Source organism: Stenotrophomonas sp. NY11291, assembly GCF_023277365.1.
GTDB lineage: Bacteria > Pseudomonadota > Gammaproteobacteria > Xanthomonadales > Xanthomonadaceae > Stenotrophomonas > Stenotrophomonas geniculata.
The window spans coordinates 2,673,663-2,699,154 of record NZ_CP096975.1; the positions used below are offsets into that span (position 1 = coordinate 2,673,663).

Here is a 25,492-nt window from a genome sequence, read left to right on the forward strand (position 1 = left end):
ACCTTGTTAGTGGGCCGCACATTACAGATCGGTAATGTGCGGGTCAGGGCAGCGAAAGGCGCTGCCCTCCACCCTGTGGGCCACGTCTTCCACAGGTGTCCCACGCATGGCCCGCTCCCTGCTCCGCTCCACCGTCCTTGCTGTCCTGCTGACCGGCCTCGCGGTTGCGCCGCTGGCGCTGGCCCATCCCAGCCTGGTGCGCTCGACGCCGGCCGCCGACGCCACCGTAGCCCCGGCGACCGAGATCACGCTGCAGTTCAGTGAGAAGGTGATGCCGCGTGCCACCCGCATCGAACTGAGCATGGACCATGGCCGCATGAAGATGGCCATGCCTACCGTCGCGCAGGACGTTTCCGAAGATGGCCACACGCTACGCGCGCGTTTCGCCAAGCCGCTGCCCGCCGGCAGCTACGCACTGCAATGGCGCGCGGTCGGTCAGGACAGTCATCCGATGACCGGCAGCTACCGCTTCACCGTGAAGTAAGGCTGCCGCCATGGCCGAGCTCTCGCCGTATGCGCTGCGGCTGGCGCTGTACCTGGTACTGATGCTGCTGTTCGGGCGGCTGCTGTTCGTCCGCCCCGGGCTGCCACGCGGCATCTCGCTGGCGCTCGCCGTGGTTGCGCTGATCCTGGTCGTCATCGATGCCGTGAACCGGTTGTCGGGCGTGCTCGGCATCCCGGCAGCCGATATCGACCCAGCAACGGCGCACTGGTTCCTCACCGGTACGCCGGTGGGTGAGGCGGGGCTGCTGCGCATCCTGGCCCTGCTGGCAATGCTGCCGCTGCTGGCAGTCAATCGCCCGGTGCTGGGCCTGCGCCGTCTGGCGCTGCTGATACTCACGGCGGTAGCTCTGGCCAGCCTCGCCTGGAATGGTCACGCCGCCGCCGGTGATGGATTCGGCGGGACGTTGCGGCTCGTGGCCGGCATCGTGCACCTGCTGGCCGCCGGTGCCTGGGCCGGCGCGATCGCCGCCATCCTGCAGCTGGCGCTGCGTCCACAGGGCCTGCGCCTGCACGAACGTACCCGCGAACTGTGGCAGGCCGCGCACAGCTTCGCCGTGCCGGGCACGATCATCGTCGCCCTGCTGGCAATGACCGGCACCTATACCTATGTCGATCTCGGCGGTTCCATACAGACCCTGACCGGCGCCGCACATGGGCGTTGGCTGCTGCTCAAGCTGGCGCTGGTCGGTGGCATGCTGGGGCTTGCCGCGCTGCATCGCTGGCGGCTGGTGCCGGCGCTGGCGGTCTCCATCCGCGGCGGCTGGCAACCCAGGCCGCTGCGCTCACTTCGCCACAGCCTGGCCTGCGAATCGGTGCTGGCGCTGCTGGTGCTGGCCTGCGTGGCGGTGCTCGGCACTCTGGACCCATTGGCATGACTCATCCGTTCCAGCACGGGCCCAAGCTGCGATGATGGGCACACCATGAAACTGCTGATCGTCGAAGACGAACCCAAGACCGGCAACTACCTGCGCCAGGGCCTGATCGAGGCCGGCTACGTGGTCGATCTCGCCTGCAACGGCATCGACGGGCTGCATCTGGCCGGCAGCGGCGAGTACCAGCTGGTCATCCTCGACGTGATGCTGCCCGGCCTGGATGGCTGGAACGTGCTGTCGCGGCTGCGCGAGGCCGGATGGCAAGTGCCGGTGCTGTTCCTCACCGCGCGCAGCAGCATCGCCGACCGCGTTCAGGGCCTGGAGCTGGGCGCCGACGATTACCTGGCCAAGCCGTTCGCCTTCGCCGAACTGCTGGCGCGCGTGCGTACCCTGCTGCGCCGCGGCCAGGCATTGCCGCAGGCCGAGCGCATCGTCATCGCCGACCTGGTGGTGGATACCCTGCGCCGCCGGGTCGAACGCGGCGGCCAGCGCATCGCCCTCAGCCAGAAGGAATACACCCTGCTGGAACTGCTGGCGCGCCGACGCGGTGAAGTGCTGCCGCGCTCGTTGATCGCCTCGCAGGTATGGGACATGAACTTCGACAGCGACACCAACGTGATCGACGTGGCGATCCGCCGCCTGCGCGCGAAGATCGACGATGACTTCGACGCCAAGCTGATCGTCACCGTGCGCGGCATGGGCTATGTGCTGGAGGCGCCGGACGACGGTGCATTGCACAGCGGATGAGCCTGCGTCGCTCCATCGCGGTACGGCTGACGCTGCTGTTCGCCATCGTGGCTACGCTGGTGCTGGCCGCATTGGGCGTGGCGATCTATGTCAGCGCCCGCCACGACCTGGTGGCCCAGGACTTCAGCGAACTGGAGAACAAGGTTGCGTTGATCCGTGACCTGGCCGGCAACGGACCTGCGTCCGCACGCGGGCAGCGCTTGGCGGACGCACTGGGCCACCATCCGGATATCGCCTTCCACATTGTTGATGGGAGCGGCGCAGTGCTCTTCTCAACCGCACCGGCACTGCTGCGCGAGCATGCACGCAGCCAGCCGATCGACGCCGCGCCACGGCGGCACGACTGGATCCTCGCCGATGGTCGCTGCATGCATGCCCTGCACCTGCGCCAGACCCTGGCCGACGGCAGCGAGCTGGTCACCCTGCTGGCCATCGATGACGACCGCCACGCCGATTTCCTGCAGCGCTTCCGCCATCTGCTGGCGATCGCCATCATCGGCGCCGCCGCGGCCAGCAGCCTGCTCGGCGGCTACGTGGTGCGGCGCACGCTGCGGCCGCTGCGCACGCTGGCCGATGAGGCCCGGCAAATCACCGCCGGCCGGCTGCAGCGCCGACTGAGTGCACGCAGCGCACCGGCCGAACTGGAGCAGCTGGCGCAGACGCTCAACGGCATGCTGGCGCGCCTGCAGCAGGACTTCGCGCGGCTGACCGAGTTCTCCGGTGATCTCGCCCATGAACTGCGCACACCGATCACCAACATGCTGACCCAGGTGCAGGTGGTGCTTGCGCACCCGCGCAGCAATGAGGCCTATCGCGAGACGCTGGCGTCCTGCGCCGAGGAACTGCAGCAGCTGGCGCAGACCGTGGGTGACCTGCTGTACCTGGCGCAGGCCGAAGCGCCGGGTGCACTGCCCTCGCGCGAGCCAGTGGCGCTGGATGCGGTAGTGGATTCGCTGCTGGAGTTCTACGAGCTTCTGGCCGAGGACCGACAGTTGACCCTGCGCCGCGAAGGTGTGGCGAGCGTGGAAGGCAACCGCTTGATGCTGCACCGGGCGATTGCCAACCTGCTGTCCAACGCGTTGAAGTACGCAGCCGTGGGCAGCGAAGTGCGGGTGCGGCTGGTCGAGGCCGATGGCGTGTGCAGGGTCAGCGTGCACAACCTTGGCACGCCGATCGCCAGCGAGGCGCTGCCGCGCCTGTTCGATCGTTTCTACCGCGGCGAGCGTGGCCGCCAAGAAGGTGCCGGACTGGGCCTGGCAATCACACGCGCGATCGCACAGGCGCACGGCGGCAGCGTGAGTGTTGTCTCGGATGACACCGGCACCCTGTTCGAGCTGGTGCTGCCGAGCACCTCAGCCCGGTAGTCCCGGCTGCTGGCCGGCAACCCCGGTCTGCTCAAACACCCCGGCCACCCAATCGATGAACACCCGCAAGCGCGGTGACGGCGTGCGGTTGCGTGGGTAGACCAGGCTCAGTGGACTCGGCGTCGGTGGCGTCTCGGGCAACAGCTCCGCCAACTGTCCGCGCGCGATGTACGGGTCCATCCGGTAGCGCGGCGCCTGGATGATGCCCAGGCCCGCCAGCGCGGCACCAAGGAACGCCTCAGCACCGGACACTCGCACCCGTGCCGGCAGCGGCACGTAGCGCACCTGCCCGCCCTGCTGGAACTCCAGGGGAATCAGCTGGCCGGTGGCACTGGAGCGGTAGCCGACCATCTGGTGGCCGTCCTGCAACGATTCGATGGTATCGGGCAGGCCGTGCGCCTGCACATAGCCCGGCGAGGCCACCGTGACCTCGCGCAGCATGGTCAACCGTCGCGCCGCCAGATCGCTGTCGGCCAGCGTCCCCACCCGCAACGCCACATCCACGCCTTCGCGCAGCAGGTCGACATAGCGGTCACCCTCGCTGACGTCCAGTTCGATCTCCGGGTAGCGCTGCAGGAATTCCGGCAGGTGCGGAAACAGCAGGTGCCGGCCCAGCGTGCCATGCACTTCGATACGCAGCGGGCCGCGTGGCGGCGCGTCACGGAACGCAGCCTCGGCATCATCCATGTCGGCGATCAGGCGCAGGCAACGGCCATAGAAGGCCTCGCCTTCCAGCGTCGGCACCACCACCCGCGTGGTCCGGTGCAGCAGGCGCACGCCCAGCCGCTGTTCCAGCGCCTTGATCGCGTCGGTCACTGTGGCCCGCGGCAGGCCGAGGTCCTCGGAGGCCCGGGTGAAGCTGCGACGCTCGACGATACGGACGAAGGCGCGCATGGCCGTGAAGCGGTCCATTGTTCGGCTACCCGAATGATGTTGGCGGATTATGCATGATTATCCGGGCGGGAGAGATGACGAAGATGGCCCTGCGCCATTCGGGCGCGCTGTGCTGGAACCGACCATGACCCTCTCCCCCGCCCGCACTGTCGCCCTGGTCACCGGCGGCTCCCGTGGCATCGGCGCCGCCATCTCCCGCCGGCTCGCCGCCGATGGCCACGCGGTCGCGATCAACTATGCGGGCCGCCGCGACGACGCCGAAGCCTTGGCGGCCGAACTCAACGCAGCCGGCGCGCAGGCGATCGCGCTGCAGGCCGATGTCGCCGATCCGCAGGCGGTGCGGCAGCTTTTCGATGCCATCGAGGCGCGTTTCGGCGGCATCGACGTGGTGGTCAACAGCGCCGGCGTGCTGCAGCTGGCGCCGCTCGCCGACACCGACGACGCCCTGTTCGAGCGGGTGATCGGCATCAACCTCAAGGGTGCCTTCAACGTGCTGCGCGAAAGCACACGACGGATGCGCGACGGTGGCCGGCTGATCACCTTGTCCACCAGCGTGGTCGGCATCAAGCTGGAGAACTACAGCGTGTACGCGGCCAGCAAGGCAGCGGTGGAGACGATGGGCGCCATCCTCAGCAAGGAGCTGCGCGGGCGCAACATCACCGTGAACGCAGTGGCCCCAGGCCCGACCGCTACCGACCTGTTCCTGGACGGCAAGTCACCGGAACTGATCGAGCGGTTGGCGAAGATGAACCCGCTGGAGCGGTTGGGTACGCCGAAGGACATCGCCGGTGCGGTGGCCTTCCTGGCCGGCACCGACGGCGGGTGGATCAATGGCCAGGTCCTGCGCGCCAACGGCGGGATGGTGTGAAGACCCTTTCTCTGGCTATCCTCGCTCAAACGGACGAGAGCCACGCGCATGGGAAAGCCGGGCATCTGGTATTGGCTATGGATGATCACCCTCCTGATGGGAGGTCTGTTGGCACTGGCGACGCTGGTACTGTGGACCCGGCTGCCTGGCGACGTTCGCAATCTGGCCATGGCGCTGACCTGGGGGCTGTGGGCACTGGCCATAGCCTGCTTCTTTCTGGGCGGCATCGTCGCTGGCTTTACGATCCGGGGCGTCAACCACGGCAGGAAAGTCTGGCGTGCGGACAGGCCGCGAGTTTTCTGGCTCTGCCACATCACCACGACGATGCTGTGCGTCAGCTGCCTGGGCCTGCTGATCGTACCCATGATGATTGCCTGGCAGGGCGTGGCGTGGTGACGTAGCGCTGCTGTAGAGCCGAGCCCATGCTCGGCTGCTCTTCGCGCAGAAGCCAGAAGCAGCCGAGCATGGGCTCGGCTCTACATTATCGTCAGCCCATCCGGGCCTCGCGGCGCTGGTGTACCCAGTAGTACAGCGTAGGCAGCACCAACAGGGTCAGCAGCATCGCCGACAGCAGGCCGCCAATCACCACCACCGCCAGCGGTTTCTGGGTCTCGGCACCAATCGCATGCGAGGTCGCCATCGGCAGCAGGCCGAACATCGCCAACAGTGCGGTCATCAGTACGGTGCGCAGGCGCTGCAGCGAGCCCTGTACCACCGACTGCAGCAGGTCCATGCCCTGCTCGCGCAGCTGCGCGAAGCGACTGAGCATCACCACCCCGTTCAGCACCGCCTGCCCGAACAATGCAATGAAGCCGATCGCCGCCGACACCGACAGTGGAATCCCAGTCAACCACAGGGCGAGGATGCCGCCGATCATCGCCAGTGGCACGTTGGCCAGGATCAGTGCGGCGCTGCTGACGTCCTTGAAGGCATCGAACAGCAGTACGAAGATGATCAGCACCGACAGCGGGATCACCCAGCCCAGACGCTTCATCGCACGTTGCTGGTTCTCGAACTCGCCGGACCACTCCAGCCGGTAGCCTTCCGGCAGCTGCACGCTGGCCTCCACGCGCTTGCGCATGTCGGCCACCACACTGCCCATGTCACGCCCGGCGATGAAGATGCTCACCGCCTTTACCCGCTGTGCGTTCTCGCGCGAGATGTTGATCGCGCCGCTGGCCATGCGGAAGTCGGCCACGTCGGCCAGCGTCACGGTGTGGCCATCGCCGATGCCCACCGGCACCGTGCGCAGCCGCTGCAGGTCGCGGTCGGCGTCGTCCAGGCGCAGCGTGATCGGGAACCTGCGGTCGCCCTCCCACAGTTCACCGACCTGGCGCCCGCCCAGTGCGGTCTCGATCACCTCGTCGATGTCGCGCACATTGAGGCCATAGCGCGCGGCACGGTCGCGGTCGATCTCGATCTGCAGCTGCGGCAACGACCCGTCACGGTCAATGAAGGCGCTCTCCACGCCCTCCACACCACGCACCTGACCCAGGATCGCCTGCGCCTGCTGATTCAGCACGTCAAGGTCCGAGCCGCTGACCTTGATCACCACTTGGCCCTTGATCTGCGAGATGCTCTCCAGGATGTTGTCGCGCACCGGCTGCGAGATCGAGAACTCAGGCCCCGGGATGCGCTGCTCCAGCGTGCGCTGCAGGTCGCTCACCAGTTGCCGCTTGTCCACGCCCTTCGGCCACTCCTTCTCCGGCTTCAACGCCACCAGCGCCTCGATCTGGTTGGCGCCCTTGGCGTCGGAGCCGTCTTCCGGGCGGCCAAGCTTGGCCACCACCGTCGACACCTGCGGGAAGGTGCCGACCAGCTCACGGATGCGCCGCGACTGCTGCTGTGCTTCAGCCAGGCTGGTGCTCGGGTCGAGCGTGGCGGTCAGCCAAATCGAGCCCTCGTCCAGCTCCGGCAGGAACTCCGAACCCAGCCGGGTGCCTAGTGCGAGCGTGCCGACCAACAGCGCAACCGCGGTCAGTACCACCGCACGCGGGCGGGCCAATGCACGCTCCAGGATCGGCCGATACCAGCCGGTCAGGCGGTCCATCAGCGGATTGCCATCGCGCATGCGGTCCCGTCGCAGCCACCAGTAGCAGAACAGCGGCACCACGGTCAGCGCCAGGATCAACGCACCGATCAGGGCCGAGGTCACCGAGTACGCCATCGGTGCGAACATGCGGCCTTCCTGGCGCTGCAGGGTGAAGATCGGGATGTGCGCGGCGATGATGATCAGCATCGAGAAGAACGTCGGGCGACCCACTTCCGATGCGGCTGAAAGAATGGTCGAGAACCGCGTCTTCCGATCGGCCGCAGGTGGCAGCTTCGACAGTCGCGAGACGATGTGTTCGGTGACGATCACCGCGCCATCAATGATGATGCCGAAATCCATCGCACCCAACGAGAGCAAGTTCGCCGGCACACCCCACAGATGCAGGCCGAGGAAGGTCGACAGCAGGGCCAGCGGCATCATCGCCGCCACGATCAGCGCGGCCCGGGCGTTGTACAGGAACAGCCACAACACCAGGAACACCAGCACTGCGCCTTCCAGCAGGTTGCGGAAGACCGTCTTCAACGTGGTCGTGACCAGCCACGAGCGGTCGTAGAACGGCTCGATGCTGACCCCGGCCGGCAACTGGTTGGCCTCGATCTCGGCGATGCGCGCATGCAGGGCGTCGAGCACATCGGACGGGTTCTCGCCCTTGCGCATCAGGACCATGCCGAACACCGCATCGTCATTGTCGTCCTGGCCGACCAGGCCCTGACGCGGAAGGCCGGTGTCGGCGATGCCGGCCAGGTCGCGCACCAGGATAGGCGTGCCCCCGCGCTGCGCCACCACCACGTTGCCGATGTCCGCCGGCGAACGCATCAGGCCCACGCCACGGATCAGGAACTGCTGCTGCCCACGCTCCACGTAGCCGCCGCCCGCATTCGAGCTGCCCTTCTCCAGCGCCTCGGCGAACTCACCGAGGCTGATGCCACGGTCACGCAGCTTGTCCAGGTCCGGCTTGACCTGGAAGGTGCGCGCGAAGCCACCGAAGCTGATCACATCGGCCACGCCCGGCACGGTGCGCAGGCTGCGTTCCATTGTCCATTCCTGCACGGTGCGCAGCTGGGTCGGCGTCATGTGCGGGCCTTTCAGCACATAACGGTAGATCTCACCTACCGCCGAGCTCATCGCCTCCAGTTCCGGCGTTACCCCTTCCGGCAGTTCCACGCCCTGCAGGCGTTCCAGCACCTGCTGGCGCGCGAAGTAGTCATCGGCCTTGTCATCGAAGGTCAGGATGATCATCGACAGACCGAACTGCGTATGCGAGAACACCCGCACCGAATGCGGGATGCCGGACAACGCCACCTCCAGTGGCATCGTCACCTCGCGCTCGACCTCTTCGGCGGCACGGCCCGGGTGCAGCGACACCACGGTCACCTGGGTGTCGGATACATCCGGGAAGGCTTCCACCGGCAGTACGCGGAACGCGGCAATGCCAGCACCCATGAACAGCAGCAGTGCCAGCATCACCATCAATGGCTGGCGCAGGCAGTAGGCAATCAGGCGATCGATCATGGAGCGGCGTGCCCCGTGCCGGTGCTGGCGGCGGCCGGTGCGCTGTCCGCCAGCTGCTGCAGCAGCAGGCCGCCTTCTACCACCACCCTGGCGCCTGCGGCCAGACCCTCACGCACCCACAGCCGGCCATCGCCCAGCTCCTCGGCATGCACCGCGTGACGCACGAAGCGGCCCTTGCCCTCCTCCACGAACACCACCTGCTTGCCGTCGATCAACAACACGGCCGCATCGGGCAGCGAGACACCGCCCTCGGCCGGCAACGCCACCTGGGCGCGCACGTACTGCCCCGCCTTGAAACCGCGTGCGCGGTTGTCCAGCTCGGCGCGCGCCTGCACCACGCGGCGTTCGCTGTCGACGAAGTCATCCACGTGCTGCAGGGTCGCCCGCAGCGGCTGTCCATCGGCCCCGGGCACGCTCACCTGCATGCCCGCCTTCAAGCGTCCGGCCAGGCTCTCGGGAACATCCAGCAGCAGCCACAAGCGGTCAGGATCGCCAATCACCGCCAACGGTTGTTCGCTGTCGGGGCTGACCGCCATGCCCGGGCTCATCCGCCGCTCCACCAGCACGCCATCGATCGGCGCGCGCAACGGCAGGCGCTGGTCGACGTGCTGGCCATTGCCATAGGCCTTGGCGAAGGCGGTCGCACGCGCGTGATCGGCCTGGCTGCCGGCGAAATTGGCCTCGGCCTCGTCCAGTTCGCGGCCCGACGCCACACCTGCCGCATGCAACTCGCGGGTGCGCTCCAGCTCCTTGCGCGCCTGCTGCAGCTGGGCACGGCCGCGCACGCCCTCCGCCTGGGCCTGGCCGAATTCGGGCGAAGTGATCCAGGCGATCACCTGGCCCGCCTTCACTTTCTGCCCCGGCTGTGCCTCGATGCGCGCCACCTGCCCCGCCAACGGCGTACGCAGCGCGCTGGAGCGCGTCTCGTCCCAGACCACCCGGCCCGGCAGCTGCAGGCTGGCGCTGGCGCCGGCGGTGACCGCCTCGCTGCGTAGCACGTCCAGCTGGCGGCTACCGGCAGGAAACTGGATCTGGCCAGCACTGACCTTCGGCGCGTCCTCGGTATACGACGCCGGCTCGCGGCCGCAGCCGCCCAGCAGGGCCAGCGCCAGCAAGGCCGGCAGCACGGCCCGTCGCGCCTGCGGTCGATAAGCGACGGTGGACTTCATCGGGGCTCTCCTTCAGCAACGGATGTGGCCGCTTCCCAGCGCGCCAGGGCAATGGCATGGTCGGCACGCGCTTCAATCAACGCGGCCTCGAACTCGCGCCAGCTGCGGCGCGCATCCAGCAGATCGGTCAGGCTGGCGGCGCCGCGGCGGTAGGCCAGCTCGATGCCCTGCACCGCCCTGCGTGCGGCGCCGGACTGCAGTCCTTCGTAGTCGCTCCGGCGCTGCGCGGCGGACTGCGCGCTGGCCTGCAACTGGTCCAGTTCGGCACGCGCTTCGCGCTGCAGCACCTGCAGCTCCAGCGCGGCACTGTCACGGTCGGCCTCGGCACGCTGGATCGCGCCGCGTGCACGTGACGGGCCGCCGAGCGGTATGGTCAATGACACACCCCACGTGACGCCGCTGATGTCAGCCGGCTCGCGCTCGGCCTCCACGCCCAACTGGATGTCGCGGTGGCGCTCACTGCGCGCCAGTGCCACACCGGCGTCGGCCGCGGCCAGGCGCGAACGTGCCGCGCGCAGATCGGCACGCTGCTGCGGATCGAACGCACGCACGCTGGCCACGCTGCTGGCCTCCGGCCAAGGATCATCGGCGCTGAGGTCATGGCTGTCGTCGCGGCCGAGCAGCAGCCCCAACGCATGCCGCGCATCGCGCAGATCCAGCGACGCCTCGCGCGCCGCGTCGGCCACCGCCAGGTCGTCCACTGCCAGCCGCGCGCGGTCGACCGGCGCCATCGCCCCGGTGGCAACCTGCTTGTCCGCCGCCGCCATCTGCTCGGCCGAACTCTGGCGGTTGGCATCGGCAATCTGCGCCCGCTCCTGTGCGCCCTTCAGAGCGAAATAGGTTTCATGCAGCGCCACCTGCTGGCGGCGCCGCGCATCGAGCATCTCCAGCCCGGCCACTTCCAGCAGCGCATCGGCCTGGCGGATACGCAACGCACGCTTGCCACCGCGCTCCCAGGTCCAGCCCAGGCCCACGGTGCTGTCCACCCGCTTGTCCTGCCAGCGTCCGGAGCCGATGCCATGCTTGGGGCTGATCTTGCTGGTGCCGATCGACAACTCGGTGGCCGGGCGCAACGCCGCCGTCTGCACATCGCCCTGCACGCCGCGCAGCTCCAGTGCCGCCGCACGCAGGTCCGGGTTGTGTGCTTCCATGGCGCGCTGCGCTTCCTGCAGGGACAGCGCCGAAGCGGTGGGCGCGCACAGAAGAGTGGCCAGCACGGCCGCAAAACGAGGGGAGAAATTCATGCACGTCACGGTAAGGTGATGCACTTGCGCCAAACTTGCCCCAACCTTGCACGAAGCTTGCAATGCGAATCCTGCTGATCGAAGACGACGCCGCGCTGGCCGATGGACTGATCCGCGCCCTGCAGGGCGCCGGCCATCTGTGCGACCACCTCTCGCGTGGGCTGCACGCGCCGGCGGCACTGGCCAGCGCACCGTATGACGTGATGGTGCTGGACCTTTCATTGCCTGACGTCGATGGCCTGGACCTGCTCTCACGCCTGCGCAACGACGGCGTCACCCTGCCGGTGCTGATCCTGACCGCACGCGATGGTGTGGAGGACCGCATCCTCGGCCTCGACCGCGGTGGCGACGACTACCTGGCCAAGCCCTTCGCCCTGGGAGAACTGGAAGCGCGCCTGCGTGCGCTGTCGCGCCGCCGCAGCGATGCACCGGCGCAGAAGCGGCTGGGCCGGTTGTGCTTCGACAGCGTCCGCAATGAAGTGCAGGTGGACGGTCAGCGCATCGAGCTGACCGCGCGCGAGCTGTCGCTGGTCGAGGCACTGATGCAGCATCCCGGCCGCACGGTTACCAAGCAGCGCCTGTTCGACGCGCTGTACAGTTGGGACCACGAGGCCAACCTGTCGGTGATCGAAGTGCATGTCAGCCGCCTGCGCCGCAAACTGGAACAGACCCACGCCGGCGTCGGCATCCGCATGCTGCGTGGGCTTGGATACCGGTTGGAGGCCGTGGGTGACTGAGCGCGTGCACAGCCTGCGTGGCCTGCTGCTGAGACGCCTGTGGCTGCCACTGCTGGTACTGCTGTTGTGCAGCGCAGTGGGTTCATTCGCCTTGGCGCGCTTCTACGCCGGCCAGGTCTACGACCGCTGGCTGCTGGATTCGGCGATGTCGTTGTCCGAGCTGGTGACGGTGCAGGACGGCCGCGCGTCCATCGAGATCACCCCGGCGGTGTCGCGCATGTTCACCTGGGACACCGCCGACGAAGTGCATGGCGAGGTGGTCGACGCCGCGGGTGGGCGCCTGTATGGCGACCTGCCCGAGGCATTGCCACGCCCGTCGATGTCCGCCGGCAGCGACGACCCGGTCTACTATGATGCGCGGCTGCGTGGGCAGGCCGTGCGCATGGTCGAAGTGGTGGTCAGCGCCGGGCCGGGTCATGACATCCGGCTGCGCGTGGCCGAGACACTGCGCAAGCGGCACCGGCTGGAGCGCAAGCTGCTGCTGACCAGCGTTCCGTTCCAGGCTGCGATCCTGGCACTGGCGGCATGGCTGGCCTGGTCCGGTACAGGCGCTGCCGCACGCCATGCCAACCTGGTTGCGCGGAAGCTGGCCAGCCCGCGGCCGGATCCATTGGCGCCGCTGGATCCGGCGCAGGAAGCTCCGCGCGAACTGTGGCCGGCGGTGGAGGCCTACAACGCGCTGCTGCAGCGCCTGGACGCGATGCAGGATGCACAGCGGCGCTTCGTCAGCAATGCCGCGCACCAGCTGCGCACGCCGCTGGCAGCGATGCAGGTGGAGCTTGAGAGTTCATTGCGCCAGCACGATCCGCAGGCCCAGCAACTGGCGCTGTCCGGCACGCTGGCCGGGCTGGCGCGGCTGCAGCACCTGGTCAACCAGCTGCTGATGCTCAGCCGATCGGAAGATCCACATGGCAGTGCACTGCCGCTGCAGCCGCTGGATCTGGCCGCGCTGGCGCGCGGCGTGGTCGAGCGTTACGCCGATCGCGCGTTGGCTGCGGGCGTGGACCTGGGTTACGACGGACCCGACGACGGCGTGCAGGTGCAGGGCGATCCACAGCTGCTGCGCGAGGCACTGGGCAACCTGCTGGACAACGCGCTTCGCTATGGCGCCTCGCGCGGTGTGATCACCCTCGGCGTTCGGCAGGAGGTCGAAGGCATGCAGGTATGGGTGGACGATGACGGCGCCGGCATCGCCGAAGCCGAACGCGCGCGCGTCACGGAACGCTTCTACCGGGCGAGCAGCGAGGGCGACGGCTGCGGGCTGGGGCTGGCGATCGTGGCCGAGATCGCGCAGCGGCATGGCGCGACCCTGATGATTGAGACCGCTCCGATCGGTGGCGCGCGGGTGGGGTTGAGGTTCCGTTCCCGCTGACGTCCTGCGTGCCAACCAAGGTTGGCACCTACCAGAGGCACCCCGGCCGGAAGATTCCGGTAGTCGCCCACCTTGGTGGGCGCCGCTGACCTCCCACGTGCCAACCAAGGTTGGCACCTACCAAAGGCGCATCAATGCAGTCCGCCGGGCATGGCCCGGCGCTACCGTTATGGCGTCGTCATCGAGTACGGCGCCTGCGCGCCCTGCCCCGGCCAATCCTTGTTCGGCTCGGCCTGCATGGTGAAACGCAGCTCGCCACCTGCCAGGATCTCGTCATGGCGCAGGAAGGTGCGCTGCAGCGGCTTGCCGTTGAGGCTCACGTTGCCGACGTAGGTGTGCCTGTCATCCAGCCCATCGGCCACGATGGTGAACGCCTTGCCGTTCGGCAGGCGCATCGCGGTCTTCGGCAGGAACGGGCGGCCGAGGATGTACTCGCCCGAGCCCGGGGCCACCGGATAGAAGCCCAGGGCGGTGAACACGTACCACGCCGACATCTGGCCGACATCATCGTTGCCGGCCAGGCCATCGGGGCGATCGGCGTACTGGGTGTCCATGATCTGCTTCAGGCGCGCCTGGGTGCGCCACGGCTGGCCAGCGTACGAATACAGGTAGGCCACATGGTGACTGGGCTCGTTGCCATGCGCATACCAGCCGATCAGGCCGGTGATGTCTTCCATGTGCTCGAAGATGGACGGATCCACCTTGGCGTTGAATACATCGTCCAGGCGCGCGAGCAGCTTGTCGCTGCCACCGTGCGCTGCTGCCAGTCCGGCAACATCCTGCGGCACGTACCACGAATACTGCCAGGCGTTGCCTTCGGTGTAGTCGGTGCCATAGCCGCTGGCGCTGGGGTCGAACGGAGTGCGGAAGCTGCCATCGCGCTTGCGCGCACGCATGAAACCGGTGTCCTTGTCGAAGGCATTGCGCCAGTTGCCGGCACGCTTGTCGAAGGTCGCCGCCACATCGGTCTTGCCCATCGCCTGCGCCATGCGCGCGATGGTCCAGTCATCGAAGGCGTACTCCAGCGTCTTGCTGGCGGCCTCGCCTTCCTCGTCGATCGGCACATAGCCCAGCTCGCGGTATTGCGCGATGCCGTCATAGGGGCCGTAGTTGGCAGTCTCGATCATCGCCTTCAGTGCCTTGTCGGCGTCGAAGCCACGAATGCCCTTCACGTAGGCATCGGCAATCACCGGCACCGCGTGGTACCCGATCATGCACCAGTCTTCCAGGCCATGGAACGACCACACCGGCAGCATGCCGTAGGGGCTGTGCTCGTGGTGGGCCAGCATCGAATTGACGAAGTCGCTGTTGCGCTTCTCCGGCTGCACCAGCGTCAGCAACGGGTGCAGCGCACGGTAGGTGTCCCACAGTGAGAACGTGGAATAGTTCGTGTAGCCCTCGGCCTTGTGCACGGCATTGTCCGGCCCGCGGTACTGGCCATCGGCATCCATGAACAGCGTCGGCCCCAGCAGGGTGTGGTACAGCGCGGTATAGGCACTGCGGCGGGCGTGCTCGGGCGCATCGATATCGAGCACCGACAGCGCCTGCGTCCATTCCTGTTTCGCCTGCGCACGCACGCGGTCGAAATCAAAGTCGGCCACTTCCGCGTCGAGGTTGGCAATGGCGCCGGCTTCGCTGACCGGCGAGATCGCGACCTTGACCACCAGCGGTGCATCCAGCTTGCCGAATGCGAAGGTACCGACCAGCTGGCGGCCCTCGACCTGTGCGCGCTGCGCTGGATCCTTCTCGCCCGGCGGCGGGAAGCCCTTGTAGACGATGTCCTGCTCGGTGTTGTGCAGCTCATGCCCGGAAAGCGGCCGCGAGAAACGCATCGCGAAGTACAGCTGGCGACCTGGCGCCCAGCCGCGCGTCTCCCGGAAGCCGGTCACGGTACCATCGGCGCGCACCCGCACCCGCGACCACAGCACCTTGCCCGGGTAGTCGTACATGCTGGTGCGCATGTCCAGCAGCACCTTGGCGTCGGCGCCCTTGGGGAAGGCGTAGCGATGCACGCCCACGCGCGCACTGGTGGTCAGCTCGGCGCGCACCTTGTAGTCGTCCAGGGTGACGGCGTAGTAGCCCGGCTCGGCCTTCTCATCGTCATGGCGGAAGCGAGAGGCATAGCCGCTGCCTGGCTTCTCAGGATCGCCACGCTCCAGGCCGGGACTGCCGGTGAACGGCATCAGCAGGATGTCGCCCAGATCGGAATGGCCAGTGCCGGAAAAATGCGTGTGCGAGAAGCCGACGATGCTGCTGTCGTCGTAGCGGTAGCCGGCTGCCCAGCCATAGGCCTTTTCGCGTGGCTGGATGCGTGTGTCCGGGCTGAGCTGGACCATGCCGAACGGCACCGTGGCACCCGGGTAAGTGTGGCCTTCACCACCCGTACCAATGAACGGGTCGACCGAGGCATAGGCCTTGTCGGCGGCGGTTCTGGCAGGCGCGGCCGAAACCAGGCCGGAAGCGAACATCGCCGTGGCGGCGACAGCGATCAGGAGACGACGGTCCAGCGTGGGCATCGGCATTTGGATCGATTCAGGTGATAGCCGGATCCTAGCACCGGGCCTGCCACGCCGCATGCTGCAGTGCGACTGCCCGGCTTCCCACGCCCGGTTCAATCTTCAACCGGGAAGCGCGCTCTGCAACGACATGAGATCCGCGCTGTCCAGCGGCCTTACCACCCGCGCGATCTCTTCTCCATCGCGCAGCAGCACCACCGTCGGCCACAGCTTCACCTTGAACGCTCGCCCCAACGGCCTTCCCTTGCCATCCTCGATCTTCCAATGCGGCAGATCGTTCGCTTCGACAAAGGCCTGCAACGCGGGCTGCGCGGCCTGGCAATGACCACACCAGGGCGCACCGAACTCCAGCACCTGCCAGCCAGGCTGCGCCCCCACCTCCGCAGAGGTGGGCCCGTTCGCAAGGTGATCACGCATGAACGGCATGAGCGCTACGCCGCCAGTGCCTTCTGGATGTCTTCCAGCGGCGCGTTGGTCAGATCCTTGGCAATATCCCCGAGCAATCGCGCCTGGACCTCTTTATGCAGCAGCGGACGAATGCGACCCAGCGTGGTCGGGTCGGCGATCAATACCAGGTGCGCATAGCGGTTCTTCAAGGCATCTTCGTTGAGCTGTTCGGCCACCTGCTTGGCGAACGTGGCCTCATTGAGCTGCGAGACTGACATGTCCTTCGGCACGGCACCCGCAGGCCCCTGCCCGGATACACCCTGCTCGCTGATGTCCTGCAGGCGCAGTTCGCCTTCCTGCTTCAGGGTCAACTGGTGGTTGCTGCCCACGTTGGTGAACACCCGCGCCGAACCACCGTCGGCTACCACGATCAGAGTTCCTTCGGGAATCGTCCGCGCCATTGCATCCTCCATCAATCCGAAAAGTGGGTGTGCGCTCCACCTTATGCACGCCGATGTCACCAGAGCGGGTACAGGATGTGATCCCGTCATCGCAATCTGCAATCAGCGCTAAATTTGTCCGCCTGCCTGCCGCTATGGCCTCCATCATCGCGAGGAACCTCTGTGTACGCTGGCTCACTGTTCCACGTCTGCTTTGCCACCAGCCTGGCCATTGCCGGCTGTGCCGGTTGCATTCACCAGTTCCTGCTGGGCCAACCGTTCTTCGCCCTGGCCATCATGCTCTCGGTGCTCACCATGATCGGCGCCGCACTGGTCACGCGGAAACTGGCACTGCCGGGCGCCTTGGCGATGGCCTGCACGGTGTTCGGTTTGGTGGCGAAGTCGGCCTGAGCCTTCTGAACAGGCGAGGTGGAACACAGCGTGCAGATCAGCCTGCTTCGCTGCATGCTCACGCCGATGCCGTTATGATGAACGGATGATCGACACGACCCACTACGTGACGGGCGCACCTGTTACGTGGGAAGCACTGCCGACCGGCGCTTCGCTTGCCACGAATGCTCCCGCCCTGCATTTCCATCGCCTCGCGCTGGATCCCGGCGGATGACGCCCGCAGGCCCTCTGCCTGCACCCCTACGCTGATGTGATACCCGACCGCTGACTGCGCGGCCGCTGTTATCCCGTTGTCGCGTCTCTGCCTCTGCGGCGGTGCTTCGCCGTGCGCGTGGCATTCCGCCTGCACACATTCCCCGGCCCCCACGCCGCCTTCCGATGCCCCTGCGCCACTTGCGCCTGCATCGCCGTTTCCGATTTCCGGGACACACCACAGCACCCATTCCCCTATTCCATACCTACAAGGGAGCCCCTATGCAGGACACGCCCGATACCCATGCCCACTTCGGCTGGTTCAAACGCCGCCGCCATCTGAAGGTCGATGAGATCACCGTCGTCGACAAGCCCATGCTCAAGCGCGCCGTGGGCGCCGCCGCACTCGGCAATGCCATGGAGTGGTTCGACTTCGGTGTCTACGGCTATCTGGCCGTCACCATCGGCCAGGTGTTCTTCCCGTCCAGCAACCCCACGGCACAGGTGATCGCCGCCTTCGCCACCTTCACCGTGGCATTCCTGGTGCGTCCACTCGGCGGCCTGGTGTTCGGCCCGCTCGGCGACCGTTATGGGCGCCAGAAAGTGCTGGCGTTCACCATGATCCTGATGGCGCTGGGCACGTTCTCGATCGGCTTGATTCCCTCCTACGAGCGCATCGGCATCTGGGCACCGGTGCTGTTGCTGCTGGCACGTGTGGTGCAGGGGTTCTCCACCGGCGGCGAGTACGGCGGTGCGGCCACCTTCATCGCCGAGTATTCCACCGACCGCAACCGCGGCCTGATGGGCAGCTGGCTGGAGTTCGGCACGCTGGGCGGCTACATCGCCGGCGCCGGAACCGTGACCGCGCTGCACATGCTGTTGAGCAGCGGACAGATGCTGGACTGGGGCTGGCGCATTCCATTCCTGGTGGCCGGCCCGCTGGGCCTGCTCGGCCTGTACATGCGCATGAAACTGGAGGAAACGCCGGCCTTCCGCGCCTTCGCCGAGGAAGCCGAGAAGCGCGAGCACGACCGGCCCGGGCTCGCCGCGCTGTTCCAGGTACATGGCCGCCAGTTGCTGGTCTGCATGGGCCTGGTGCTGGTGTTCAACGTGACCGACTACATGCTGCTGACCTACATGCCCAGCTACCTCAGCGTCACCATGGGCTATGCCGAGAGCAAGGGCCTGCTGCTGATCATCATCGTGATGCTGGTGATGATGCCGCTGAACATCGTCGGCGGATTGTTCAGTGACAAGCTTGGCCGTCGCCCGATGATCATCGGTGCCTGCATCGCGCTGCTGGTGCTGGCCGTACCCTGCCTGCTGCTGATCGGCAGCGGCAACGACTGGCTGATCTTCCTCGGCCTGATGCTGCTGGGCCTGGCACTGGTGTGCTTCACCAGCTCGATGCCGTCCACGCTACCGGCGCTGTTCTATACCCCGGTGCGCTACAGCGCACTGTCGATCGCCTTCAATGTGTCGGTGTCGCTGTTCGGTGGCACCACGCCACTGGTGACCGCATGGCTGGTGGAACGTACCGGCGACCCGCTGGTGCCGGCCTATTACCTGATGGGCGCGGCGGTGATCGGCCTGATCACGATGCTGTTCGTGAAGGAAACCGCCGGCCTGCCGCTGCGCGGTTCACCGCCGGCGGTCGGCAGCGACAAGGAAGCCGCCGCACTGCTGAAGAGCGATGTGCCGGTGACGGTGGACCCGAGCCTGCCGCCACTGCCGGAGACTGCGGAGCCTGAGCAGGTAAAGCCGGCCTGAGGCTCGGCGAAGCCGGCGTTGTCGTACGGCCAAGCCCGCGCGCGGCTGCCTTTCGAGGGATCAGCCGAGCGTGGGCTCGGCTCTACAACGTACGCGCCCTCAATCGCGCGCAGCGTTCAACTCCATCGCACGCATCACGATGGGTTTGGCCCAGTCCGGCGTGTGCAGCAGCTCGGCCACCGAGACCGGGTACTGCAGCTGGCCGTGCGCCATCGCCAGCACCGGCAGCGGCTCGACGCAGCCGTCGGCGTCGGCGGGAGCGCTGTTGTCGTAGACATGCAGCTCGGCCAGGTGTGGCAGCAGTTCCAGCAGGTTCTCGCGTGCCGAATCGAAGCGGGCGTGGATCTTCTCCACCGGAATGTCATGGCCACCGGCGGCCACCCGCGCTGCAACACGGGCAATGTGCAGGTCCACCGTGGCCAGGCCACAGAACCAGATCGCGACGTGATGGTGCTCGCAGGCCTCGCGCAGCAGGCGCGGAATGGTGTTGCCGCCCAGCGTGGTCTCGAAGGCGAAGTCCGTGCCATCGGCCATGGCCTGGCGCAGGCGGCGGGTGCCTTCCTGCCAGGCCTCGGCATTGGCGTCGGGCAGCGGCCAGCCCGCCTCTACCAGGCGGCGGGTGAACGAATCGGGGTTGAACCAGCCCAGTCCTTCGGCTTCCAGCCAGGTTCCCAGCAGCGAACTCTTGCCGGCGCCGTTGACGCCGGCCAGCACCAGGATCCGCCCCATCGGTCAGAGCGGACGGCCGAGGGTGACCTTGCGGCCGCGGCGGATCGGCTGGCCCAGCACCTTGCCCAGCCCCTCACCGCGCTGCAGGCCAGCCAGAGTCTGGTCGAATTCGCCGCGCAGGCGCAGCAGTTCTTCACTGCGCTCACCGGCATCGCTGCCGGCGGCCTTGGCCAGCAGCTCCTGGTAGGTGCGGATGTCCACGATCACCGCTTCGGGGTGGTTGTGGTTGGTGATGACCAGCGCCTGCTTCTCGCGCACGGTACGCATCAGGCTCGGCCAGCCCCGGGTCTTCACCGACGAGGCTGGGGCCTTCTCGAGGCCAGGCAGATCCAGCGGCAGGGTCATGGCACGGCTCCGGGCAGGGTGGATAATGGCCACTATACCCAATTTGGCCCAATTGGGGATAAATGGACCTTTACCTGCCGGAACCGTCCGCCGCTGCGCCCGGCGCATCGGTCTGCAGCAGGCTGTCACGCTCGCGCAGCGGGAAGCGGATCCAGGCATCCAGGCCTTGTGGGCCAAAGCGCAGCTCGCCGCTGCCGGCCAGCTCGTACGGCACGCGCTGCTCGATCAGCGCCCGGCCAAGGCCACGCTGCCGGGGCAGCTCCCAGTCTTCCACGGCGGCATGGCGTTCACACCAGTGCAGCCCCAGCCACGGCTGCCCACCCTGCACCTGCAGGTGCCAGGTCACCTCGATCCGGCCATCCTCATGGGTCAGTGCACCATGCCGCAGGGCGTTGGTCGCCAATTCGTGGATCGCCAAGGACAGCACTTCGGCCGCCTTCGGCGGCAGCAGCACGTCCTCGCCCTGCAGGCGGTAGGCGGCCGCTGCTGGCGTCTGCGCCGCGATCTCCTCATCGATCATGCCACGCAGGCAGACCCCGGCATTGGCGCCACGGGTCAGCAGGCTCTGCGTGCGTGCCAGCGACATCAGTCGCCCGCACAACCGTTCGGCGTATTCATCCACACTGCTGACCGACTCGCGGGTCCGCCAGGCAATGGCATGGATGGTCGACATGATGTTGCGCACCCGGTGCTGCAGCTCCGCCAGCAACACCGACTGGCGCTCGGCGGCACGCTTGAGATCGTCGATGTCCACGGCGATGGCGAACACCCCGCTGACCTCGCCATCGCCATCGCGCAGGGGCGCGGCCGCGACCCGGGTCCAGCGCGCGCGGCCATCGTCGTGCAGGTACTGGAACTCCAGCCCCGGCACCACGGTCTCGCCGCGCATCGCACGGGCGATGGCGAAATCCTCCGGCCCGATGGCGCTACCGTCGGCATGCCAGCCACGCCAGCGATGCAGGTTGGCCTCATCGGTGGAAGGCACCTTGCCGCTGGGCAGGTAGGCACGCATCTGGTCGTTGGACAGCAGCATGCGACCCTGCAGATCGACGATGCACAGGCCGACCGGCAGCATCCTGAAGGCCAGCTCCAGGCGTCGCTCGCTCTCGCGCCGCCGTAGTTCCTCGCGCTCGCGCGCGGCCCGCGCCAGATGCGCGGCGGTGGTCTCGAACATCGTCACCAGCACGCCGTTGATGCGCCCTTCCTCACCACGGATCGGGCTGTAGGTGATGGTGAACCAGATGTCCTCCAGACGCCCCCGGCGGACCAGCGGATACAGCTTGTCCTCGAAGGTGAGCGTCTCGCCCTGCCAAACCCGGGTATAGAGCGGCCCGTTGATGTGCCAGACCTCGGGCCAGCACTCGCGGGTCGGCTGGCCGAGTCCACCGGGATGCTTGTCGGCCAGGATCTCGGCATAGCCATCGTTGTAGAGCTGCACCAGCTGCTCGCCCCACAGCACGATCATCGGGAAGCCATGGGCCAGCATCAGGTCCACGGTAGCGCGCAGGTGGGGCGGCCACTGCGCGCAGGCACCCAAGGGCGTGGATGACCAGTCATGGCGGGCGATACGCGCGGCCATGCCATCGTGGCGCGCATGCAGGCGCGGCGCAGGTGGCATCCCGCCACGCAGCGTGGCGGCGTGGATGCCTTCAGGACGGCGCGACATGCCGCGCAATCAGGCGATGCCCGCAGAGACCTGCGGCGCCGCCACCAGCCCGGCCAGCTGCTGCACCAGGGTTTCGATGTGATAAGGCTTGGTACAGCGCGGCGCGCTGGCGAAGCGGCTGGGCAGGTTGTCGTCGTAACCGGAGGTCAGCAGGAAGGGCGTACCCGCTTCGGCCAGCCGATCGGCCAGCGGATAGACCTGCTCACCGCCCAGGTTGATGTCCAGCAACGCCACATCGATGGCATGGGTATCGACCAGCTGCCCCAACGCCTGCAGGTCACCGGCAGGCCCCACCACCTGTGCGCCTTTCAGCTCCAGATAGTCGACCAGGAACATCGCGATGGCGAATTCATCCTCCGCCACCAGTACACGCAGCCCTTTCAGGCCCTCTGGTTTGTTGCCCGCTTCCAGCACGACCGGCGCTCGTCGATACACGCGGCCCACCTCTGCCGCAACGCCTGCAGGATGCGCGAACCGGGCTACAAGAGCGCGTGATGATGGATGAAGGTCGCGGCCACGGCGCGTTCACCGCGGCATTGCAACGCCGCGTTCAGAAGGCACGTTCCCACTTCAGGCTGAGCAGGCTGCGGTCGTGGCTGTACAGCCAGCCGACGTTGCTGTCGATGCGCGCGTAGCGCAGGCTCAGGCTGGGTACCAGCCCGGCCACGGCCAAGCGCTCGCTGCGCACGATGGCGATCAGGTTCTGTTCGTCGTCCTGCCTGCGCGCCTCCAGCAACGGACTCCAGGTGTCGTAGTCGCGCTGGCGCAGCGACACGAATACGGTGGCCGTGGTGCCACTCCACTGCCGCGCCGCGCCCAGCCGCAGGCCGCGCTGGCGGTAGCCGTTGGCCGGGTCGGCTGCGCTGCTGTCGGTGACATCCAGCCCGGCGAAGACCGTCCAGCGTGGATTGAGCGCGCGGAACCAGGTGGCGTACAGCGATGCCAGCTCGCCGTCGTAGTTGCTGGCAAGGCCCTGCTGGCGGTAGCGCTGGCGCTTCCAGTCAGCCTCCAGCTTGAGCAGGCTGCGTGCATCCAGGGCGTACTGCCATTCCGCGTGCACGCCACTGCCGCCCTGCAGCGCATGGTTGCCCAGTGCCTGGTAGTCATAGCTGGGGGCGAGCATCACGGTCTGCCGTGCACTACGCCAGCTGTAACCCGCCTGCACGTTGGCATTGAGCTCGTTGTACGCACTGTGCCCGCGCCATGCCTGGCCGAAGGCGAGACCGCGCACGTACAGCCCATGATGCCCGCCGAGCACCCAGCGCCGTTCCAGGCTGGCGTCGTAGTCGAGGCCCGCCGCGCGCTGGGCGTCCGGCAGTTTCCGTTCGATGATGCAGGCGTCGCCCACGCCGAACAGGCAGGTGCGACTGGCCGAACTGCGGTTGATGTTGTCACTCCATGCCGGGCCGGCGGACAGCGCGCCTTTCCAGCGCTGGCGCGCCTGCAGAGCACTCAGGTAACCGTCCACGCGCGCGCGGACGCCGGCCGTGGCCGGATCATCGGCATTGATGCCTGCAGCGATGGCTGTGAACAGCGCGGCCGCATCGCGATCGCGCTGGTCTTCCGCATAGACACGTGCCAGCTCGAGGCGGGCCGGCAGGAAATCCGGCTGCGCCGCCAGCAGCGCTTCGTACTCCATCGCCGCGCGACGATGGTCGCCTGCCACCCGCGCCAGCGCCCCCTGCGCATAGTGGCGCAGCAGGGGGTCATGCCCCGGCAGTTCGATGTACTCATCGAGGAACGCAGCGGCGGCCTGCCATTGCTGATGCTGCAGAGAGAGGTAAAGGGCCTGGCCAAGATCATCGACGGTGCGCTCCACGCGCCGCGTCTGGCCGTCGATGGTGATGGTCGGCCGCTCCGACTCGGCCTGCTGCAGGCGCTGCTGGTCCTGCTGCTGGTGGCGCAGTTCGGTGCCCTGTTCAAGCACACGACGAAGATCGTCCTGCTGGGCGCGCACCTCGGTGGCAGCCAACAGCAGTACGACAAGGAAAATGGAATGGCGCATGGTCGATCCGTGGTGGTGCATGCAGCGGGCCGAAGCAGGGACTGGCGGATCGCGGCTTGTCCCTGCCCTGCCCCGTCAGGGGCGTGGCGATCAGTTCTTGCTGCCGCCGAAGGCGGTGTCGTACTGGCTGTTGCCGCTGAAGGTGGCGATACCGGCCAGGGTGGCCGCGTTGGCGCCGAAGAACTGGCCCTGGCTGGTGCCGGCAACGCTGCCGTTGGCGGTGGCGGTGCCGGCGAACGAGGCGTTGGCGCTGTTGATGTTGGCGTTGACGTTGATCGACAGGCCGCCACCGCTCAGGCCACCGAGCAGGGTGCCATTGCCGAAGTTGGCGCGGAACGTACCCGACAGCAGGTTGCTGCCATTGAACTTGTTCAGGCCTGCCACGCTGTAGGTGGCCACGCCGGCCGGCAGCGTGGTGCCGGCACGGTCACCGACGAAATAGACCTGGCGGTTGTTGAAGCCACCAGCGGCGCCATCCTTGGACCACTCGCCGAACCACACATCGCCGCTGCCGACCTTGACGAAGTTGAAGTGGCCCATGCCGGAATGGCTGCCCGGGGTACCGGTGATCGGCATGGCCAGTGTGCGTACGGTGACACCATTGACGGTGGTCGGGGCCGAGTAGGCCGCCAGGCCCTGGAAATCGACCGGCTTGGCATTGGACACGGTGCCAACGCCGATACCGGCCTTGCCGGCCGAGTGCGGGCCGCCGTTGACTTCCGACGCACCCACCTTGACGTACAGCTGCGCATCGGTCGCCGGGCTGGCAGCGCCGACGATGTCGGCCGCCTGCGCAGTGCCGGCCAGGGCCAGTGCAGCGGCGACGGCCAACAGGGAACGGTTGATCGTTTTCATGGTATTGCTCCTTGGGTTGAGGGAACTACGGGTACAACACAAAAAGGAACGGCGGCGGATCAGTTGCGCTGACCGCCGAAGGACGTATCGAACTGGCTGTTGCCGGCAAAGGTTGCGATGCCGGTCACCGCACTGGCACCGGCGCCGAAGAACTGGCCGCTGCTGGTACCGATGATCGAACCATTGGCGATGGCCGAACCGCTGAACGCACCGGTGGCGCGATCCAGCGTGCCGCTCGCGGCGAGCCTGTATCCGGTCCCGACCAGGCCGGCGGTGACGGTGCCGGTATCGAAATTCGCCCGCAGTGCACCTTCCAGCACGCCGCTGCCATCAAAGCGGTTGATGCCAGCCAAGGTGTAGGTCACGATGCCTGCTGGCAGCGAAGTACCGGCACGGTCACCGACGAAGAACACCTGGCGGTGATTGAAGCCCGCCTGCGCGCCGCTGGATGACCATTCACCGAACCAGACATCTGCATTGCCCACCTGCACGAAGCTGAAGTGGCCCACGCCAGCGGTGGCGAACGGCAGGCCTGCGTCCGGGCCCAGCGTGCGGACCGTGGTTGCGCCACGCACCACCGTGGTGGCGTAGGGCGCCAGGCTGGCCACGTCCACTCGCGCCGCGTTGGCATACGGCCCCAACGAAATGCCTGCGCGACCGGAACGGTGCGGACCGGCATTGAGTGTCGATTCGCCTGCGTTGATGTAATGGACGCCGTCCTGGGCCGGGCTCTGCCCGCCAGCGATGTCGGCAGCCATGACCGGCATGGAAGCCAGCAGGCCGATCGAAAGTACAAGGGTGCGGGGCTGTTTCACGGTTGATTCTCCCTGTCGAATACGG

25 protein-coding genes are annotated in these 25,492 nt (G+C 67.3%); 11 read left to right on the forward strand and 14 right to left on the reverse strand.

Going from position 1 to position 25,492, the window contains the following annotated elements; translation table 11 throughout:
- The first annotated feature begins 106 nt into the window (after nt 1–106).
- Genes copC through M1L61_RS12535 form a run of 4 tightly spaced genes read left to right on the forward strand, consistent with a single transcriptional unit; the run spans nt 107 to nt 3,487 of the window.
- Nucleotides 107–484 carry a copper homeostasis periplasmic binding protein CopC gene (gene copC / locus M1L61_RS12520; protein ID WP_043396147.1) on the forward strand — a complete coding sequence of 126 codons (378 nt, stop codon included), beginning with the start codon at nt 107–109 and terminating at the stop codon, nt 482–484.
- Between the two features lie 10 nt (nt 485–494).
- Nucleotides 495–1,379 (forward strand): copper homeostasis membrane protein CopD, encoded by an 885-nt coding sequence (copD, locus tag M1L61_RS12525; protein ID WP_197577944.1) that lies wholly within the window; start codon nt 495–497, stop codon nt 1,377–1,379.
- A gap of 45 nt (nt 1,380–1,424) precedes the next feature.
- A complete protein-coding gene (locus M1L61_RS12530; protein WP_049481014.1) occupies nt 1,425–2,123 on the forward strand; it encodes a heavy metal response regulator transcription factor in 699 nt (232 codons plus the stop codon).
- Nucleotides 2,120–3,487, forward strand: coding sequence for a heavy metal sensor histidine kinase (locus tag M1L61_RS12535; RefSeq protein ID WP_191862907.1), 1,368 nt, complete (start codon nt 2,120–2,122; stop codon nt 3,485–3,487). Before M1L61_RS12530 ends, M1L61_RS12535 begins: the two co-directional genes overlap by 4 nt.
- Here the strand turns inward: M1L61_RS12535 and M1L61_RS12540 are convergent.
- The gene (locus M1L61_RS12540; RefSeq protein ID WP_248853559.1) at nt 3,476–4,399 is read right to left on the reverse strand and encodes a LysR family transcriptional regulator; all 924 of its coding nucleotides are present in this window, start codon (nt 4,397–4,399) and stop codon (nt 3,476–3,478) included. The genes M1L61_RS12535 and M1L61_RS12540 overlap by 12 nt on opposite strands.
- A 106-nt stretch (nt 4,400–4,505) precedes the next feature.
- Between M1L61_RS12540 and M1L61_RS12545 the strand changes: the two genes are divergently transcribed.
- Together M1L61_RS12545 and M1L61_RS12550 are read left to right on the forward strand one after the other, a co-directional pair.
- On the forward strand, nt 4,506–5,249 hold the full coding sequence (locus M1L61_RS12545) for an SDR family oxidoreductase (protein ID WP_248853560.1): 744 nt from the start codon (nt 4,506–4,508) through the stop codon (nt 5,247–5,249).
- A gap of 81 nt (nt 5,250–5,330) precedes the next feature.
- A complete protein-coding gene (locus tag M1L61_RS12550) occupies nt 5,331–5,645 on the forward strand; it encodes a hypothetical protein (protein ID WP_248853561.1) in 315 nt (104 codons plus the stop codon).
- Nucleotides 5,646–5,736: 91 nt separating this feature from the next.
- Here the strand turns inward: M1L61_RS12550 and M1L61_RS12555 are convergent, their stop codons facing one another.
- From M1L61_RS12555 to M1L61_RS12565, 3 genes are read right to left on the reverse strand one after another with little or no spacing between them, the layout of a single operon-like run.
- Nucleotides 5,737–8,814: a CusA/CzcA family heavy metal efflux RND transporter gene (locus tag M1L61_RS12555; RefSeq protein ID WP_248853562.1), complete on the reverse strand. Its 3,078-nt coding sequence runs from the start codon at nt 8,812–8,814 to the stop codon at nt 5,737–5,739.
- Entirely contained in the window at nt 8,811–9,983 is a 1,173-nt protein-coding gene (locus tag M1L61_RS12560; protein WP_248853563.1) for an efflux RND transporter periplasmic adaptor subunit, read from the reverse strand. The genes M1L61_RS12555 and M1L61_RS12560 overlap by 4 nt, the downstream gene beginning before the upstream one ends.
- Complete coding sequence (locus M1L61_RS12565; RefSeq protein WP_248853564.1) at nt 9,980–11,227, reverse strand: TolC family protein; 1,248 nt, start codon at nt 11,225–11,227, stop codon at nt 9,980–9,982. The genes M1L61_RS12560 and M1L61_RS12565 overlap by 4 nt, the downstream gene beginning before the upstream one ends.
- Before the next feature lie 62 nt (nt 11,228–11,289).
- On the opposite strand from M1L61_RS12565, the gene M1L61_RS12570 reads away from it, so the two are divergent.
- A complete protein-coding gene (locus M1L61_RS12570) occupies nt 11,290–11,964 on the forward strand; it encodes a response regulator (RefSeq protein ID WP_019659837.1) in 675 nt (224 codons plus the stop codon).
- On the forward strand, nt 11,957–13,336 hold the full coding sequence (locus tag M1L61_RS12575) for a sensor histidine kinase (RefSeq protein ID WP_248853565.1): 1,380 nt from the start codon (nt 11,957–11,959) through the stop codon (nt 13,334–13,336). Before M1L61_RS12570 ends, M1L61_RS12575 begins: the two co-directional genes overlap by 8 nt.
- A 167-nt stretch (nt 13,337–13,503) precedes the next feature.
- Here the strand turns inward: M1L61_RS12575 and M1L61_RS12580 are convergent, their stop codons facing one another.
- The 3 genes from M1L61_RS12580 to M1L61_RS12590 all read right to left on the reverse strand — a co-directional run bounded on the left by M1L61_RS12580 (nt 13,504) and on the right by M1L61_RS12590 (nt 16,700).
- Nucleotides 13,504–15,858: a GH92 family glycosyl hydrolase gene (locus M1L61_RS12580; protein ID WP_248853566.1), complete on the reverse strand. Its 2,355-nt coding sequence runs from the start codon at nt 15,856–15,858 to the stop codon at nt 13,504–13,506.
- A gap of 96 nt (nt 15,859–15,954) precedes the next feature.
- Nucleotides 15,955–16,278 (reverse strand): thioredoxin family protein, encoded by a 324-nt coding sequence (locus M1L61_RS12585; protein ID WP_248853567.1) that lies wholly within the window; start codon nt 16,276–16,278, stop codon nt 15,955–15,957.
- Between the two features lie 5 nt (nt 16,279–16,283).
- A complete protein-coding gene (locus tag M1L61_RS12590) occupies nt 16,284–16,700 on the reverse strand; it encodes a host attachment family protein (RefSeq protein ID WP_019337746.1) in 417 nt (138 codons plus the stop codon).
- A 162-nt stretch (nt 16,701–16,862) separates the two neighbouring features.
- On the opposite strand from M1L61_RS12590, the gene M1L61_RS12595 reads away from it, so the two are divergent.
- The 3 genes from M1L61_RS12595 (at nt 16,863) to proP (ending at nt 19,052) form a co-directional block, all read left to right on the forward strand.
- Nucleotides 16,863–17,090 (forward strand): hypothetical protein, encoded by a 228-nt coding sequence (locus M1L61_RS12595; RefSeq protein ID WP_109814239.1) that lies wholly within the window; start codon nt 16,863–16,865, stop codon nt 17,088–17,090.
- Between the two features lie 85 nt (nt 17,091–17,175).
- Nucleotides 17,176–17,304, forward strand: coding sequence for a hypothetical protein (locus M1L61_RS23130; protein WP_256202341.1), 129 nt, complete (start codon nt 17,176–17,178; stop codon nt 17,302–17,304).
- A 260-nt stretch (nt 17,305–17,564) separates the two neighbouring features.
- Nucleotides 17,565–19,052 carry a glycine betaine/L-proline transporter ProP gene (gene proP, locus M1L61_RS12600; protein WP_248853568.1) on the forward strand — a complete coding sequence of 496 codons (1,488 nt, stop codon included), beginning with the start codon at nt 17,565–17,567 and terminating at the stop codon, nt 19,050–19,052.
- A gap of 99 nt (nt 19,053–19,151) precedes the next feature.
- Here the strand turns inward: proP and M1L61_RS12605 are convergent, their stop codons facing one another.
- The 7 genes from M1L61_RS12605 to M1L61_RS12635 form a co-directional block, all read right to left on the reverse strand.
- On the reverse strand, nt 19,152–19,781 hold the full coding sequence (locus tag M1L61_RS12605) for a hypothetical protein (protein WP_010485380.1): 630 nt from the start codon (nt 19,779–19,781) through the stop codon (nt 19,152–19,154).
- A 3-nt stretch (nt 19,782–19,784) separates the two neighbouring features.
- A complete protein-coding gene (locus M1L61_RS12610) occupies nt 19,785–20,126 on the reverse strand; it encodes a type II toxin-antitoxin system prevent-host-death family antitoxin (protein WP_010485378.1) in 342 nt (113 codons plus the stop codon).
- Nucleotides 20,127–20,196: 70 nt separating this feature from the next.
- On the reverse strand, nt 20,197–21,792 hold the full coding sequence (locus M1L61_RS12615; RefSeq protein WP_248853569.1) for a PAS domain-containing protein: 1,596 nt from the start codon (nt 21,790–21,792) through the stop codon (nt 20,197–20,199).
- A gap of 9 nt (nt 21,793–21,801) precedes the next feature.
- A complete protein-coding gene (locus M1L61_RS12620; protein WP_109814242.1) occupies nt 21,802–22,206 on the reverse strand; it encodes a response regulator in 405 nt (134 codons plus the stop codon).
- Between the two features lie 136 nt (nt 22,207–22,342).
- Nucleotides 22,343–23,797: a surface lipoprotein assembly modifier gene (locus tag M1L61_RS12625; protein WP_043396187.1), complete on the reverse strand. Its 1,455-nt coding sequence runs from the start codon at nt 23,795–23,797 to the stop codon at nt 22,343–22,345.
- 90 nt (nt 23,798–23,887) lie between these two features.
- Nucleotides 23,888–24,652, reverse strand: coding sequence for a Slam-dependent surface lipoprotein (locus tag M1L61_RS12630; RefSeq protein ID WP_143994531.1), 765 nt, complete (start codon nt 24,650–24,652; stop codon nt 23,888–23,890).
- A gap of 59 nt (nt 24,653–24,711) precedes the next feature.
- Complete coding sequence (locus M1L61_RS12635; RefSeq protein WP_134958196.1) at nt 24,712–25,467, reverse strand: Slam-dependent surface lipoprotein; 756 nt, start codon at nt 25,465–25,467, stop codon at nt 24,712–24,714.
- Between the last annotated feature and the right edge of the window lie 25 nt (nt 25,468–25,492).